The sequence below is a fragment of the Variovorax beijingensis genome (genome assembly GCF_003951285.1).
GTDB classification, from domain to species: Bacteria; Pseudomonadota; Gammaproteobacteria; order Burkholderiales; family Burkholderiaceae_C; genus Variovorax; species Variovorax beijingensis.
The window spans coordinates 23,694-39,024 of record NZ_RXFQ01000014.1 but is presented as its reverse complement, the minus strand read 5'-3'; the positions used below and the strand labels follow the sequence as shown (position 1 = coordinate 39,024).

The following is a 15,331-nucleotide window of genomic DNA, read 5'->3' as shown; positions in this document are numbered from 1 at the left end:
TTGCAGGTCGTCAAGACGTTTGATCCAACGCAAGGTCACGTCCATGTTTCGGGCGCAATCTCCGCGGCGACTCTCAATTGGGGCGCGCGACCGATGAATCATTTCTTTGCGATCCGAAACCTCGCGCTGGCTATTCTCGTGCTGGTCGCGCAGCCGGTGCGCGCTGAAGATGAGTGCGATGCCCCCTCCGAAACGTGGCAGCCGCGCAGTGCCGTGCGCGCGCTGGCCGAACGCAACGGCTGGCGCATCGACAAGCTCAAGATCGACGACGGCTGCTACGAAATCAAAGGCCGAGATGCCGACGACCGCCGCTTCAAGGCCAAGCTCGACCCGGTGACGCTCAAGGTCCTGCGCATGAAGCGCGAGCACGGCGATCGCGATCGCGAGCGCAGGCACGGCACACCCCCCGAGACGCCGCCGGGCGCGAAGCCCGGGGCCGGAATCGGCTGAGCCTTCCCCCCAAGTTACCGACACCAGGAGATCACCCATGAAGCATGCATGGACCGCTGCGGCGGTCGCGGGCGCCCTCGCCGCACCATCCAACGTCTCGGCGCGCCAGATCGCGATCGAGGCCCAGCTGGCCGATTACGGCGGCGATGGCGCCTACGTGGCCATCTACGTGACCGATGGCAGCGGCCGCTACCAAAGCACCCTGTGGGTCGCGGGGACCAAGGCGAAGTACTGGCGCCACCTGGGTGACTGGTACCGCGCAACGGGCGGCAAGGCGAAGGTGGACGGCATCAGCGGCGCAAGTGTCGGCGCCGGCAAGACCCTGCGCGTGACCGTCGATCTGGCCGACACGCTGCTCGACGCCGGCTACGAGATCCACGTCGACACCGCGGTCGAGAAGATGAAGGAGAACCCCTCGGAAGTCGTCGTTCCGCTCACCAGGGCAGGCACGGGCAAGCCGGCCGCCGGACGCGGCTACGTCAGATCGTTCCGCTATACCCTCTGACAGGAGCGCGATGCTGCGGACGCTCCATTCGATCCCCGCCCTGATCGCGTCACTGCTGCTCGTGCTCGTCGCCCTGACGGGATCGGTGCTGTCGGTGTTTCCCGCCTTCGAGCGGGCGGGTGCGGCGGGCGCGAGCGGCGTCGACGTCGCAACGCTCGCCAGCCGCGTGAACGCGCGCCTGCCCGGCGTGGAGACCTTGGTGCGCCAGCCTTCGGGCGTGATCGTGGCTTACCACATGGTGGGCAGCGAGCAGCGCGCATCGGTCATCGACCCCGCCAGCGGGGAGGCGGTCGCCGCCTATCGGCCTTCGGCCACCCAGCGCTGGCTGAAGAACCTGCATCGCAAGCTGCTGCTCGACGACCTCGGCCGTGTTGCGACGGGGGTTGCCGCCGCCTTCATGCTGTTCGTCGTGCTTTCGGGCCTCACGCTCTTCGCGCGGCGAATGGGCGGATGGAAGCTGTTGCTGGGCCGTGTACGCGGCAGCACGCTGCAGCGGCTGCACAACGAGAGCGCACGCCCCGCGCTCGCCGGGCTCGCGCTGTCGGCGGCAACCGGGTTGGTCATGTCGCTTGCGACCTTCGGCCTGATCCCCGAAGGCGGTGATGCGGACCCTCTTCTTGACCTGCGCCCGAGCGGGGCGGCGCGGATGGCGCTCGAGCAGATGGCGGTGCTGCAATCCGTGGACGTGTCGCAACTGGCGCAGTTGAAGCTCGCGAGTCCGGACGACCCGAGCGACGTCATCGAGCTTGAGATCGCGGACGGCGCGGGCGTGATCGATCCTGCCACGGGCACCTGGCTCGCCTACCGGGAGCTCGACGGGTGGCAGCGCCTGCACGCGACCGTGCGCATGCTGCATACCGGCGAGGGGCTGTGGTGGCTGGGGCTGGTGCTTGGCGCCTCGTCGCTCGCGGTGCCGCTGCTCGCGGCGACCGGCTTCCTGCTGTGGCTGCACCGGCGCCAGAGCCTGCCCCGCCTGGCGAACAACGCCCCGAGGCGCGACGCCGACACCTTGCTGCTGGTCGGCAGCGAGACCCACACGACCTGGGGATTCGCCGCGGCGCTGCACGCGGCGCTGACGCGCGCGGGCCTGCGGGTGCATGCGGCGCCGATGAACGACATCGAGACCCCTCACGACGGCCTGCGGCGCCTGCTCGTCCTGACCGCGACCTACGGCGACGGCGAGGCACCGGAGGGCGCGCGCCAGTTTCTGCCCCGGCTTGCCCGCCTGCCCGCCGGGCCCGCCGTCGCGTTCGCCGTGCTCGGCTTCGGCGACCGGCAATTCCCGCACTTCTGTGGCTATGCACGCCAGGTCCACGACGCACTCGCCGCCAGAGGGCTGGAGGCGCTGGGGGAAGCGGGCACGGTGGACCGGCAGTCGGAGCCCGAGTTCCGCCAATGGTGCAAGTGGCTCGGCGAGACGCTCGGGATGACGCTCGACATCCGCTACGAGCCGCTGCTGCCGCGCACGACGGCGCTCGAACTCGTCTCGCGAACCGACTACGGCGCCGATCCCCAGACCCTGACCGCAGTCCTGCGCTTTGCACCTCGGGCGCCCGCGAGAGCCTGGCGCAGCTGGCTCGGCCTGCCGGGACTGCCGAAATTCGAGACCGGCGACCTGCTGGGCGTGGTACCGCCGGGCGGCGCCTCGCCGCGCTACTACTCCCTGGTGAGCGCGGCGCCGGATGGCGTGGCCGAAATCTGCGTGCGCCGCCAACCCGGCGGCATATGCTCCGGCTACCTCACCGGCCTGTCGCCGGGCGCCGCGATCCGGGCCTTCGTTCGACCGCACCAGAGCTTCCGCCCCGCCGCCGGTGCTGCGCCGCTGATCCTGATCGGCGCGGGAACCGGCATCGGTCCGCTGATCGGCTTCATCCGCCACAACAGCGCCAGACGCCCGATGCACCTGTACTTCGGCGCGCGCAGCGCCGACGACGGCTTTCTCTATCGCGACGAACTGGACAGCCTCGTCGACGATTGCCGGCTGCGCACGCTGACGACCGCCTTCTCGCGCTGTGCCGATCGAGCCTACGTGCAGGACCGGTTGCTCGCGGACGCCCGGCGCCTGCGCGCGTCGATCGCTCAGGACGCGCAGGTCATGGTGTGCGGCGGCCGCCAGATGGCCGAGGGCGTGGCGCACGCCTGGGACCGCATCCTGGAAGGCTCCGGCCTGTCGGTCGCACAACTGAAGACACAGGGACGCTATGTCGAGGACGTCTATTGAGTGGCTGCGCGGCGCGCGGCTGAAGGACTGCCGCACGAGCGGCGCGACGATGGGCACGCGCTACACCGCGCGCTTCGTCGTGCCGGAAGAGACCGACGTGCAGGCGATCGTCGGCGCCCTGGCAGCGGCCGTCGCCGCCGTCGATGCGCAGATGTCGAACTGGAAGGCCGACTCCGACCTGTCGCGGCTCAACCGCGCGGCGCCGGACGGCTGGGTTCCCGTCTCCGCGAACCTGGCGTCGGTGCTGGTACGGGCGGGCGAGGTCGGGCGCGAGACCGGCAATGCGTTCAACATCGGCGTCGGCGAACTCGTCGACGCCTGGGGCTTCGGCCCGGCAGGCAGGAGTTGCCCGCGAAACACGTCGACAGGCTCGCCCGCCTGCCGGCCGCTCGATGAACTGCTGGAGGTCGACCTGCCGGGGCGCCGGGTGCGCAAGCATGCGCGCGTCGCGCTGGACCTGTGCGGCATCGCCAAGGGCTTCGGCGTGGACGAACTCGCGCGTGTGCTGGACCGGCACGCCGTCGGCTCCTGGCTGGTCGGCATCGATGGTGAAATGCGCGCCCGCGGCTGCAGGCCCGACGGCTCGCCATGGGCCATCGCACTGGAAGCGCCCGAGGACGACCGGCGCACGGCCATGGGCGTGATCGAGCTCGGCGACGCCGCGATCGCGACCTCGGGCGACTATCGGCAATGGCGCGTGATCGGCGGCGAGCGCATCTCGCACACGATGGACCCACGCACGGGCGCGCCGCTGCGCGGGGCGGTCGCGTCGGTCACGGTCATCGCACCGACCTGTACGGATGCCGATGCCTACGCCACGGCGCTGATGGTGCTCGGTGCCGAGGCCGGGCGCGACCATGCGCGGCGGCAGGGGCTCGATGCACTCTTCGTCACGCGCGAGCACGATGAGCTTCGCAAGGTCGGTACCGGCCTTTTCGCTAGCTGCTGATGCAAAGTGTGAGTCAGATTCGTGCGCCGCGAACTCGGCGGTCGGCCTCCATGCGGGTGCGCGACGACAGAGGCATGAACATGCACTTTCCTCAGGAAACCCGCCGCCGGCAGCGGTCCGGGCATGGGGTGCATGGTCGCTGCCGCCGATTGACGCCAGCTTAGGGAAGCCGCCGCAGGGCATTCGCCCCGGCACCGGCCGCATCCTTGATCCAGCGCAACGTGCCGTGGCCCGCCCTCTCCAGAATGGACGACGCGCTTCGCGAGAACCCATTTCCACGAAAGAAGGTCCCATGAACATCTCATCCATCTGCACGCGGCGCCTGGTGGCCGTGGACGGCGGCAGCACGCTTTTCCAGGCGGCCGCCATGATGCGCGAGCAGCACGTCGGCGCCCTGGTCATCACCCACTCGGTGGGCGCGGGCGCCTGCGTGACCGGCATCGTCACGGATCGCGACCTCGTGATCGACGTCCTGGCCCAGGGCCTGGACCCTGCGGGCATGAAGGTCGGCGAGCTCGCGAGCGAGACGATCGTGAGCGTCTCCGAGAGCGCGGACCTCGCCGACGCCATGGCCGTCATGGAAGCGCATGGCGTGCGGCGCGTGCTGGTGACCGATGCCCAGGAGCGCGTCGTCGGCGTCGTCGCGCTGGACGACCTGATGGACGCCTGCGCGGAAGAGATCGCCGGCCTGTCCAAGGTGATCCGCAGCGGGCTTCAGCGCGAGGCCTCGCAGGTCGACGACACGCCGCCGATGCCGCTGCGGGTTCCCTCGGTCGGCACGGCCGGCTGGAACACGGTGGTCGGCTGAGCCGGACCCGCCCGGGGCATGGCCATGAAGATCACGCTACGCCTGTCCGGCAAGGCATCGTGCGAGCTGCAGGTCGGCACGACCCACCATCCGCACCCGGGCCCGCTGCCCCAGGTGGGCGACACCCTCGTGATTCCCGACGACGCGGACGTGCCGCAGGAAGCCAAGGGCCGCGTCAGGGTGCGCAGGATCGTGTGGCACTACAGCCCTGCATCCACCACGCTGTGGCCCGAGATCGTCTGCAGGCCCGCCTGATCGTTGAACCCGCGCGGCCTGCGCGCCGCCGCCGCCATCCATGGAGATGCATTCGATGACTGCCAAGCAACTGCTCTTTCGTGGAGAGGCCCGCGACAAGATCCGCCGCGGCGTGGATGCCCTGGCCGAGGCGGTGAAGGTCACGCTGGGTCCGCGCGGGCGCACCGTGATCATCGACAGCGAGTACGGCCCGCCGCAGATCGTCAACTCCGGCGTGGTCGTCGCCCGCGCGGTCGAGCTGGAGGACCGGTTCGAGAACATGGGCGCGCAGCTGCTGCGCGAAGTGGCGGCCCGCACCAGCGAGATGGCCGGCGACGGCACCACCACCGCCACTGTGCTGGCCCACGCGATGATCCAGGAAGGGCTGAAGTACCTGGCGGCGGGCATGAACCCCATGGACCTCAAGCGCGGCATCGACCTCGCGGTCGCGGCGGTGGTGGACGAGCTGAAGGCGCTCTCGCAGCCCTGCACGAGTTCGCAGGAGATCGCGCACGTGGCCGCGATCTCGGCCAACAACGACCGCTCGATCGGCGACCTCATCGCCCGCGCGATGGACAAGGCGGGCCGCGAGGGTGCCGTCTCCATCGAGGACGGCTCGGGGCTCGTCAGCGAACTGGAGATCGTCGAGGGGATGCAGTTCGACCGCGGCTTCCTGTCGCCCTACTTCATCAACAACGCCGAGAAGCAGACCGTGCTGCTGGAGAACGCCCTGGTGTTGCTGTGCGACCAGCGGCTGTCCGCGATCAACGACCTCGTCCCGCTGCTCGAAGCCGCGGCGAAGTCGGGCGACCCCCTGCTCGTGATCGCCGAGGACGTGGATGCGGATGCCCTGGCCACGCTGGTGATCAACAGCATGCGCGGGGTGGTGAAGACCTGCGCGGTCAAGGCGCCGGGCTTCGGCGACCGGCGCAAGCTGCTGCTGCAGGACATGGGCATCCTGACCGGCGGGCAAGTGATCTCGACCGAGCTGGGCCTGAGCCTGGCGAAGGCCACGCTCGACCACCTGGGCCGTGCACGCCGCATCGTGATCGACAAGGACAGCACCACGCTGATCGGCGGTGCGGGCGAACCGCAGGCCATCCGCGACCGGATTGCGGCACTCCGCCAGGAGCGCGAAGCCCAGACCAGCGAATACGAGCGCACGCAGCTGGACCAGCGCATCGCGAAGCTCTCGGGCGGCGTGGCAGTGATCAAGGTGGGCGCCGCAACCGAGACCGAACTGAAGGAGCGCAAGCTGCGGGTCGAGGATGCGCTGCACGCCACGCGGGCGGCCGTGGAGGAAGGCATCGTCCCGGGCGGCGGCGTGGCGCTGCTGCGGGCACGCAGGAGCCTGGGGCAGCTTGCCTCGCCCACCATCGACCACGGGTCGGGGATCAAGATCGTCCAGCGTGCGCTGGAGGAGCCCCTGCGCCGCATCGTCAGCAACGCAGCCGACGAGCCGTCCATCGTGCTGGCCCGGGTCGCCGAGGCGGTCCAGCCGAGCTACGGCTACAACGCGGCGACGCGCGCGTACGGAGACATGCTGGAGATGGGCGTCATCGATCCCGCCAAGGTGACGCGCCTGGCCCTGCAGAACGCCGCATCGATCGCCAGCCTGATCCTGAGCACCGACTGCATGATCGCCATCGCTCCCAGGAAGGAAGCCCCGCACGTGCAGGGCGGCGCCGGCGGCGATCTCTACTGAAGCCCGCCGCTCGCGGCTCTCGGAGAATCCCATGACCACTGTCCCCGTCCCGCCCCCCGCTGCCGCGCTGCCCGAGTCGGTGGCGCTGATCCCGATGCGCAACCTCGTGCTGTTCCCGCATGTCGTAACCGCTGTGAGCGTGGGGCGCGAGAAATCGGTTGCTGCGCTCCAGCACGCGATTGCCGAGGACGCGCCGATCGGCATCGTCCTGCAGAAGGAACCGGGCGAAGACGATCCGTCGGTCGCGAGCCTGTGCGCCGTGGGAACCCTCGCGAGAATCGTGCAGCACCTGGACTCCGGCGAAGGCCAGCACCACGCCGTCTGCCAGGGCCTGAAGCGGTTCCGCATCGTGGCGCCGGTGGAAGGCCAGCCCTATCTCGCCGCGAAGATCGAGATCGTCGAGGAGGTCGCCGACGTGTCCGCCGAGTCCGAGGCGCTGGCGCTGCAGCTTCGCGAGCGCGCGATCGAACTGCTGTCGCTGCTGCCCAGCGTGCCGGCGGAGCTGGTGCATGCGCTGCAGACCACGCGGGAGCCGTCCGCCCTGGCCGACATCACGGCCAGCGTGATCGATGCCGACGTGAGCGAGAAGCAGGGCTTGCTCGAAGTACTGTCGCCCTCGGAACGCATCGGCCAGCTCCTGAAGCTGCTCTCGCACCGCGTGGAGGTGCTGCGGCTGTCGCGGGAAATCGGCGAGCGCACCAAGGAGCAGCTCGACGACCAGCAGCGCAAGTACCTGCTGCGCCAGCAGCTGAAGACGATCCAGGCCGCGCTGGGCGAGACAGGCGCCGACGACGAGGAGTTCACGCGGATCGAAGCGGCGATTGCCGCGGCCGGCATGCCTGCGGAGGTCGAGGCGCATGCGCGCAAGGAACTCGGCCGCCTGCGCGGGATGCCCGACGCGTCAGGCGAATACTCGATGCTGCGCAACTACCTCGACTGGATGGTGGAGCTTCCATGGACCCTCGGGCCCGAGGCGCCGCTGGACCTCGCGGCGGCGCGCCGGTCGCTCGAGGCCGACCACTTCGGGCTCGAGCGCGTGAAGCAGCGCATCGTCGAGTTTCTCGCGGTGAGAAAGCTCAACCCCACCGGCCGCGCGCCCATCCTGTGCTTCGTGGGACCGCCCGGCGTCGGCAAGACCTCTCTCGGGCAGAGCATCGCGCGCGCGATCCAGCGGCCCTTCACGCGCGTGTCGCTCGGGGGCGTGCACGACGAGGCCGAGATCCGGGGACACCGGCGCACCTACATCGGCGCGATGCCCGGCAACATCGTGCAGGGACTGCGGCGCGCCGGCGCCCGGGATTGCGTGATGATGCTCGACGAGATCGACAAGATCGGCGCGAGCGCACAGGGCGACCCGTCGGCCGCGCTGCTCGAAGTGCTCGACCCCGAGCAGAACAACAGCTTCCGCGACAACTACCTGGGCGTGCCCTTCGACCTGAGCCGGGTGGTGTTCATCGCCACCGCGAACGTGATCGACAACGTTCCGGCGCCGATGCGCGACCGGATGGAGGTGATCGAACTGCCGGGCTACACGCAGGAAGAAAAGATGCAGATCGCGCTGACCTACCTGATCCAGCGCCAGCGCGAGTCCAACGGCCTCAAGGAAGGGCAATGCGAGATCTCGGCCGACGCGCTGCGGTCCATCGTCTCGGACTACACCCGCGAGGCGGGGGTGCGCCAGCTCGAGCGCGAGCTCGGGCGCGTCATGCGGCACGCCGCGGTGCAGGTCGCCGAAGGCTCGACGGCCGACATCCGCATCGACGCAACCGAACTGGATGCCATCCTGGGCCCGGCACCCTATGAACACGAGGCCGCGCTGACCGGCACCGGTCACGTGACGGGCGTGGCCACGGGGCTGGCCTGGACGCCCGCGGGCGGCGAGATCCTCTTCATCGAGGCCACGCGCGTGCCGGGCCATGGCAAGCTGAACCTCACGGGCCACCTGGGCGACGTGATGAAGGAGAGCGCGCAGGCCGCGCTGACACTGATGAAGGCGCGCGCGGTCTCGCTGGGCGTGTCGCCTGCGGGCTTCGCCGACGTCGACATCCATCTGCACATCCCCGCCGGTGCCATTCCCAAGGACGGCCCGAGCGCCGGCGTTGCGCTGTTCATCGCGCTGGCCTCGCTGTACACCGACAGGCCGGTGCGCCACGACGTGGCCATGACCGGCGAGATCAGCCTGCGCGGCCTGGTGCTGCCGGTCGGCGGCATCAAGGAGAAGGTGCTGGCGGCGCAGCGCGCCGGCGTGCGCACCGTGCTGCTGCCGTCGCGCAACCTGAAGGATCTGCGCGATGTGCCTGAGAGCGTTCGCGCGACGCTTCGCATCGTCGGGCTGGACACGGTGGACGATGCGATACGCCACGGATTGACTGCCGCCGAAGAGCTGCCGCGCACCGGCACGACGGGCGGCTGAGCCGCGCATGCCCTGGACCGGTGAGCGCTATCCCGCAGCCATGCGCCGGCTGCCGCCGCGCGTGCGGCAAAAGGCCGTGGATATCGCCAACGCGCTGCTGGCCGAGGGCTGCGACGACGGGAAGGCGATCCGCATCGGCATTGCCAAGGCGAAGGAATGGGCGCGCCGCCAGCTGCCGGGCGGCGCCCGGTAGGCGGCAGCGGCCCGGCGATCCAAAGAGGTGCGCCTCAGCGCCTGGCCGCCAGGGCCCCGACGATGATCGCGGCCACCGCGACGACGCCGATCGCGCTGTACGGATGACGGTGGATGGCCCGGTCGGTGCGGCGCACCGCCGATCTCGCGGCGCGCACGGTTTCGTCCTGCAGCGCATCGGCTTGCGAGCACGCGCGCTTGAAGTTCGAGATCAGCTTGTCGCCGGCCTCGGCGAACCGTGCCTCGCCGATCGTCTCGTCCAGGGCCCGCTCGAGCGCTTGCGTGGCGGCGTGAATTGTCGCGTTCATGGCATCGTCCTTTTCATGATGTTGGCGTGCATCCGGCACGCATCACCCATGCTAGGCAGGAGCGCGCCCGCCGGATTGACGCAGGTCAAGGGAGCCCGCCACCTCGAGTTCGTTCACCACGCTCGATATGCCGCGGGCCTGGCGCTCGAGCGCTTCGCGAACAGGGGTTCCGATGTCGGCGGGGATCAGGCGCGCCTTCAGCGCGATGCGGCTGCGGACCTCCACGACGCCGGCGAGCGGCTGCACCGCGCGCACGGCGGCGTTGCGCCGGTACGCCCAGTCGAGATGGCCCGTCAACGTCACCACGCCGTCCTTCACCGCCATCCCGACATTCGCGGCATGGACGGCAGGCTCCCATGCCAGCGCGCGGGTGACGTCATTCACCAGCTGCGCATCCGAATTTCACGATTCACCCTGGAGACCAGCGGGTGGTGGCGAAGGTGGCGACGAAGCGCTCCAGGTCGCCGGTGCCGAGGCTATCGATGCCGGCGGCGCGTGCACGTCCGGCGCCGCCGAAGCGGCTGCACAGCGCATGGGCGCCGTGGGGATGCGCCAACGGCGCACGCACGCTGACGACAAAGCCTTGCGCCCCCGGTGCCAGCACGGCATGCGCGAGGTCCGGCGCTTCGCCGGCCAGGCGGTTGGCGAAGCACCCGAGCACGCGCCGGCTCCATGGCGCGTCGGGCAGCATGCGCACGCTGCCCGTGGGACCCTGCCAGAGCACCGTCGCGCCCGCCGCCTGCCGCAGGTCGCCGCGCCGCATGGCGTCGATGTCCTCGACGATGGGTTCGTGCGCCATCATGTCGCGCGGGTCCGCATAGCACGCCATGAGCGGGTACAGCAGGCGGGGCGGGATGCACACGTCGCGCTCGTCGTCGCCGTAGGCGTTGTAGTTGATCAGCTCACCCAGGCGCCGAAGGCCTGCTCGGTCGCCCGGCTCGAAGCCGGCACCGCCAGCCAGCCGGTCGGCGACCGACGCCATGTTGTCGCCATAGGCGCCGACGAGGGCCCAGGCCCGGTGCGCACCGCCCAGATGGGCGTCCACCAGCAGGCTGGTGCAGACATCGCTCGCCTCGTCGACATGGGATTCCAGGCCGGGGTGGGAAGGAAGTCCACCGGTCGCATGATGATCGAAGTAGCGCACGTGCACACCCTGGTCGAGCAGGCGCAGCAGGTCGGCGCGGTTGCGCTGCATGGACAGGTCGAACACGTTGACCTGGTCGCCCGCCTGGGCCTCGACGACGCGGGCGAGCAACGCGATCTCGCGCTTCAGTCCCGTCACGAGCTCCGCCGGCCGGGTGTCCTCGAGACGCCACTGGACGACGGCGCAGAGGCCATCGGCATCGCCGTTGCAGACGTCGAAGCATCGAGTCATGGCGCATTGTTCCCGCTTCGAGGGGCCGCTGTCGACCCCGACGGGTCCGCGGCCGCGCGCGGCTCACTGCAGCATGGCGGGCGCCGGCGCCAGGCAGCGCTGCACGAAGGCCGACAGAGCGCCCACGTCGGGAATCTGCACCTCGCGGCGGCCCTTTTCCACGAACTCGATCACCTTGTCGCGCGCCAGGCGGGACAGCGCCCGGCTCACGCTCTCGAGCGTCATGCCCAGGTAGTTGCCGATCTCGGCGCGCGTCATGCGCAGCGTGATCTGGTCGGTGCGCATGCCGCGCTCGGCCAGCGATTCGGCCCAGTAGCGCAGGAAGTCGGCCACCCGCGCGTCGGCCGGCAGCGTGCACACCGACATCAGCGAATCCCGGTCATGGGCGATCTCGCGGCTCATGGCGGTGTGAAACACCTGCAGCAGCGCGGGCTCGGCGAGGCAGGCGGTCAGCAGCGCCTCGTAGGAGACGACCCAGACCTCGCCCGTGTCCATGGCCACGGCATCGCAGGCATAGTGGTTGGCGGCGATGCCGTCGAAGCCGAGCCAGTCACCGCGGAACTTCAGGCCCACCACCTGTTCGCGTCCGTCCGCGGACAGGTTCACGATCTTGAAGAAGCCCGAGTTCAGGATGTAGAGATTGCCGAAGCGCTCGCCGGCCTGGTAGATCACATCGCCCGCATGCACCACGCGGCGCTGCGGGGCCAGGCGCTCCTTCAGCAGCTTCTGCGTCTCCACCAGCTTCTGGCTGGCCCGCTCGTGGACCGCCATGCCTGCCTGCGGCACAGCGCGTGCGGCGAGGAATCCGTTCATCGCCGGTGCGGCGGCTTGGGTCTGGGACGGGTTGAACATGAAGAACTCCTGGGTGTTGGTGGGTCGCGGGTCGATGAAGGGATGCTAGGAAGCGCCCGACAACACAATGACAACGGCCGGAATCGGTGGGTAACGCTCGGTGAATGTTTTGTGTCCGGCGTGTATCAGCGCCGACGCGACCGGCCTTGATCTGTATCAAACCGGACATGCCCTGCGGGGGCTAGCCTTGCGCGCTCAGACCCCGGGGGTTCATGCTCTTTCCCTTTGAAATCCACAATTGCTCGGCATTCCAGGCGCTGTCGCCGCAGGACGAGGCGGCCCTGGTGAGCCGCGCGCGCCTGCTGCAGGCGGCCTCGCTGCGGGGCGCCCCTTCGCTGCAGCTCAAGGGGAAGAAGCTCGGCATCCTCTGCGACGAAGGCAGCGACCGCAGCGAGAGCCGGCTGCTGTTCCAGCGCGCAGCCGAGGAGCTGGGCGCGCATGTGGCGATCATCCGCCCCGCGCTCTCGAGCCTCGGCAACCCCGGAGCAATCGAGCACACCGCACGCCTCCTCGGCCGCTTCTACGATGCGCTCGAGTGCCAGGGCATGACGCCAGACATCGTGCGGCAGATCGGCCGGCATGCGGGCATTCCCGTCTACGACGGCCTCGCGTGCACGAGCCACCCCACCGCCCGGCTTGCCGCGCAGCTCGATGAGCGGACCTCCCCCGCGGACAACAGGCGCTTCGTGCTGCAGGCGCTGCTGTCGGACAGCATCGCCTGACGTGCGCCGCGCGCGGGAGCAGCGCGCGGGTTGATCCAGCGCAATGCCGCGGGCGCGCAGCCTTCCTACAGTGGATCCGCGGTCGCAGGCGGCTATTCGCGGGACCGCCCAACCTCCATTCACTGCAAGGAAATCCCATGAAAACCGATGCTCAATTGCGGGACGACATTCAGGCGGAACTGGCCTGGGATCCGTCGTTCAAGGCCTCCGATGTCGGCGTGACCGTCAAGGATGGCGTGGTCACCCTGAGCGGCCACCTGGCGAGCTTTGCCGAAAAATACGCCGTCGAACGTGCGGTGCAGCGCGTGCACGGCGTGAAGGCCGTGGCCGTCGAGATCACGGTCAAGGTTCCGTTCGACCATGAGCGCACCGATGCCGACATCGCACAGGCCGCCGAGCGCGCGCTCGAATGGAATGTGCTGGTGCCGGACGACAGGATCCACCCCATGGTGGAAAAAGGCTGGATCACGCTGAACGGCGAGGTCGAATGGGAATACCAGCGCCGTGCCGCGGAAAGCGCCGTGCGCACCCTCATGGGCGTGAGGGGTGTCTCCAACCTCGTCAACGTCACGCCCAAGGTCCGCCCCGCCGACGTCGAGAAGAAGATCCACGAAGCGCTCGCACGCCAGGCCGAGCGCGAGGCCAAGCACCTGGCCATCACGGTGACCGGCTCGCAGGTCACGCTGCGCGGCAAGGTCCACTCCTGGGCCGAGCGCAATGCGGTGCAGGGCGCGGCATGGGCGGCGCCGGGAGTCTCGCTGGTCGTGAACGATCTCGTGGTGGACAATTGACACGCGTCGCGCTGGTCACCGGCGGAACCTCCGGCATCGGCGCGGCCACGGCCGAGGCGCTGCAGGCTGCCGGCTATCGTGTGGCGGCCAACTACGGCAGCCACTCCCAGGTTGCCGAGGCATTCACCGCGCGCACCGGCATTGCCACCTTTGCCTGGAACGTGGCCGATGCGCAGGCCTGCACGGCGGGCGTGGCGCGCGTCGAGGCGGCGCTCGGCCCGGTGGAAGTGCTCGTCAACAACGCGGGCATCACGCGCGATGCAATGCTGCACAAGATGAGCTTCGAGCAATGGAAGGAGGTGCTCGACGTCAACCTTGGCGGCTGCTTCAACATGTGCCGCGCCATCATCGGCGGCATGCGCGAGCGACGCTTCGGGCGCATCGTGAACCTCGGGTCGGTCAATGGCCTGTCCGGGCAGTTGGGCCAGACCAACTACGCGGCGACGAAGGCGGGGCTGATCGGCTTCACGAAGTCGCTGGCGCTCGAAGGCGCCTCGCGCAACATCACGGCCAATGTGGTGGCCCCGGGCTACACCGATACCGCCATGGTCGAGGCGGTCGATTCCGAGGTGATGGCGCGCATCCTGGCGGGCATCCCGGCCGGCCGCCTGGCCACGCCGGCCGAGGTCGCGCGCTGCATCGTGTTCCTTGCCTCCGACGACGCGGGGTTCATCACCGGCACCACGTTGTCGATCAACGGTGGCAAGTACATGGCTTGAGCTGCGCAGTGGCTGCGCCTCATTCCTTCTTCGAAGGCGAGTGTCGACATGACTGACGAGCCCGCGACCATGCGCGCCATGGTACTGAGCGCAGCGATGCTGCCGCTCGAATTGCAGCGACGCAGGATCCCGACACCCGGCGCGGGCGAGCTGCGCCTGCGCGTGCTGGCCTGCGCGGTCTGCCGCACCGACCTGCACATCGCCGATGGCGACCTGCCGCTGCCCGTGCTGCCGATCGTGCCCGGGCACGAGATCGTCGGCGTCGTGGAGGCGCTCGGCCCCGGCGTGGAGGGCTGTCGCATCGGCGATCGCGTGGGCGTGCCGTGGCTGGGCCACAGCTGCGGCTGCTGCGACTTCTGCATCGCGGGCCGCGAGAACCTGTGCGATGCGCCGCGCTTCACCGGCTACCACCGCGACGGCGGCTTCGCGAGCCACGTGATCGCCGAGGCGGCGTTCTGCCTGCCGCTGACCCTGCCCGAAGCGGATGCCGCACGCATCGCCCCCCTGCTGTGCGCCGGTCTGATCGGCTGGCGCAGCCTGAAGGCGGCCGGTGAAGGCGCGCGCCGGCTGGGGCTCTTCGGCTTCGGCGCCGCGGCGCACCTGGTGGCGCAGGCGGCCGTGGTCCAGGGCCGAGAGGTCTACGCATTCACCCGGCCCGGCGACCACGAGGCGCAGGCTTTCGCGCGCAGCCTCGGCGTCCGGTGGGCGGGCGGCTCGAACGCATGCCCGCCCCAGCCGCTGGACGCGGCCGTCATCTTTGCGCCTGCCGGCGAGCTGGTGCCGGCGGCGTTGCGAGCCGTGCGCAAGGGTGGCCGGGTGGTGTGCGGCGGCATCCACATGAGCGACATCCCGGCCTTTCCCTATCGCTGGCTCTGGGAAGAGCGCAGCGTGGCGTCGGTGGCCAACCTCACCCGCGCCGACGCCCGCGAGTTCCTGGCCTTCGCACAGGCGCATCCGCTGCAGGTCCACGTCAAGACCTATCCATTGATGCAGGCCAACGAGGCACTGGACGACCTGCGCGCCGGCCGGATCGAAGGGGCCGCGGTCCTGGTGCCCTGAACGGGCGCCGCAGGTGCCCTCGCTCGGG

The 15,331-nt window shown here is 69.8% G+C and carries 17 protein-coding genes; 13 read left to right on the top strand and 4 right to left on the bottom strand.

The features are described 5' to 3' along the window. The first annotated feature begins 93 nt into the window (after nt 1-93). The 9 genes from EJO66_RS22320 (at nt 94) to EJO66_RS22280 (ending at nt 9,478) form a co-directional block, all read left to right on the top strand. Nucleotides 94-450, top strand: a complete 357-nt coding sequence (locus EJO66_RS22320; RefSeq protein ID WP_125966253.1) for a PepSY domain-containing protein — start codon at nt 94-96, stop codon at nt 448-450. A 37-nt stretch (nt 451-487) separates the two neighbouring features. Further along, on the top strand, nt 488-955 hold the full coding sequence (locus tag EJO66_RS22315; RefSeq protein WP_125966144.1) for a DUF2271 domain-containing protein: 468 nt from the start codon (nt 488-490) through the stop codon (nt 953-955). A 10-nt stretch (nt 956-965) separates the two neighbouring features. Then, nucleotides 966-3,176 (top strand): PepSY domain-containing protein, encoded by a 2,211-nt coding sequence (locus EJO66_RS22310; RefSeq protein ID WP_125966143.1) that lies wholly within the window; start codon nt 966-968, stop codon nt 3,174-3,176. After that, the gene (locus tag EJO66_RS22305; RefSeq protein WP_125966142.1) at nt 3,157-4,125 is read left to right on the top strand and encodes an FAD:protein FMN transferase; all 969 of its coding nucleotides are present in this window, start codon (nt 3,157-3,159) and stop codon (nt 4,123-4,125) included. Before EJO66_RS22310 ends, EJO66_RS22305 begins: the two co-directional genes overlap by 20 nt. A gap of 292 nt (nt 4,126-4,417) precedes the next feature. Next, on the top strand, nt 4,418-4,933 hold the full coding sequence (locus EJO66_RS32625; RefSeq protein WP_164547880.1) for a CBS domain-containing protein: 516 nt from the start codon (nt 4,418-4,420) through the stop codon (nt 4,931-4,933). A gap of 24 nt (nt 4,934-4,957) precedes the next feature. Beyond that, nucleotides 4,958-5,188 carry a hypothetical protein gene (locus EJO66_RS22295; protein ID WP_125966140.1) on the top strand — a complete coding sequence of 77 codons (231 nt, stop codon included), beginning with the start codon at nt 4,958-4,960 and terminating at the stop codon, nt 5,186-5,188. A gap of 55 nt (nt 5,189-5,243) precedes the next feature. Then, nucleotides 5,244-6,872: a chaperonin GroEL gene (gene groL / locus EJO66_RS22290; protein WP_125966139.1), complete on the top strand. Its 1,629-nt coding sequence runs from the start codon at nt 5,244-5,246 to the stop codon at nt 6,870-6,872. 31 nt (nt 6,873-6,903) lie between these two features. Beyond that, nucleotides 6,904-9,285, top strand: coding sequence for an endopeptidase La (gene lon / locus EJO66_RS22285; protein WP_125966138.1), 2,382 nt, complete (start codon nt 6,904-6,906; stop codon nt 9,283-9,285). 7 nt (nt 9,286-9,292) lie between these two features. Next, entirely contained in the window at nt 9,293-9,478 is a 186-nt protein-coding gene (locus EJO66_RS22280) for a DUF2188 domain-containing protein (protein ID WP_125966137.1), read from the top strand. A 34-nt stretch (nt 9,479-9,512) separates the two neighbouring features. On the opposite strand, the gene EJO66_RS22275 is transcribed toward EJO66_RS22280, so the two are convergent. From EJO66_RS22275 to EJO66_RS22260, 4 genes are all read right to left on the bottom strand, one after another. Further along, complete coding sequence (locus tag EJO66_RS22275; protein WP_125966136.1) at nt 9,513-9,785, bottom strand: ElaB/YgaM/YqjD family protein; 273 nt, start codon at nt 9,783-9,785, stop codon at nt 9,513-9,515. A 51-nt stretch (nt 9,786-9,836) separates the two neighbouring features. Beyond that, entirely contained in the window at nt 9,837-10,172 is a 336-nt protein-coding gene (locus EJO66_RS22270) for a BON domain-containing protein (RefSeq protein ID WP_125966135.1), read from the bottom strand. 22 nt (nt 10,173-10,194) lie between these two features. Beyond that, nucleotides 10,195-11,160: a hypothetical protein gene (locus EJO66_RS22265; RefSeq protein WP_125966134.1), complete on the bottom strand. Its 966-nt coding sequence runs from the start codon at nt 11,158-11,160 to the stop codon at nt 10,195-10,197. 63 nt (nt 11,161-11,223) lie between these two features. Then, nucleotides 11,224-12,012, bottom strand: a complete 789-nt coding sequence (locus tag EJO66_RS22260) for a Crp/Fnr family transcriptional regulator (RefSeq protein WP_125966133.1) — start codon at nt 12,010-12,012, stop codon at nt 11,224-11,226. Between the two features lie 212 nt (nt 12,013-12,224). Here EJO66_RS22260 and EJO66_RS22255 point away from each other — a divergent pair, with 212 nt between their 5' ends. The 4 genes from EJO66_RS22255 to EJO66_RS22240 all read left to right on the top strand — a co-directional run bounded on the left by EJO66_RS22255 (nt 12,225) and on the right by EJO66_RS22240 (nt 15,303). Continuing rightward, nucleotides 12,225-12,734: a Rossmann-fold NAD(P)-binding domain-containing protein gene (locus EJO66_RS22255; protein WP_125966132.1), complete on the top strand. Its 510-nt coding sequence runs from the start codon at nt 12,225-12,227 to the stop codon at nt 12,732-12,734. A gap of 137 nt (nt 12,735-12,871) precedes the next feature. Next, nucleotides 12,872-13,525 carry a BON domain-containing protein gene (locus EJO66_RS22250; protein WP_125966131.1) on the top strand — a complete coding sequence of 218 codons (654 nt, stop codon included), beginning with the start codon at nt 12,872-12,874 and terminating at the stop codon, nt 13,523-13,525. After that, nucleotides 13,471-14,244, top strand: coding sequence for an acetoacetyl-CoA reductase (gene phbB / locus EJO66_RS22245; RefSeq protein ID WP_206168881.1), 774 nt, complete (start codon nt 13,471-13,473; stop codon nt 14,242-14,244). Before EJO66_RS22250 ends, phbB begins: the two co-directional genes overlap by 55 nt. 69 nt (nt 14,245-14,313) lie before the next feature. After that, entirely contained in the window at nt 14,314-15,303 is a 990-nt protein-coding gene (locus EJO66_RS22240) for a zinc-dependent alcohol dehydrogenase family protein (protein WP_125966252.1), read from the top strand. The last annotated feature ends 28 nt before the right edge of the window (nt 15,304-15,331 follow it).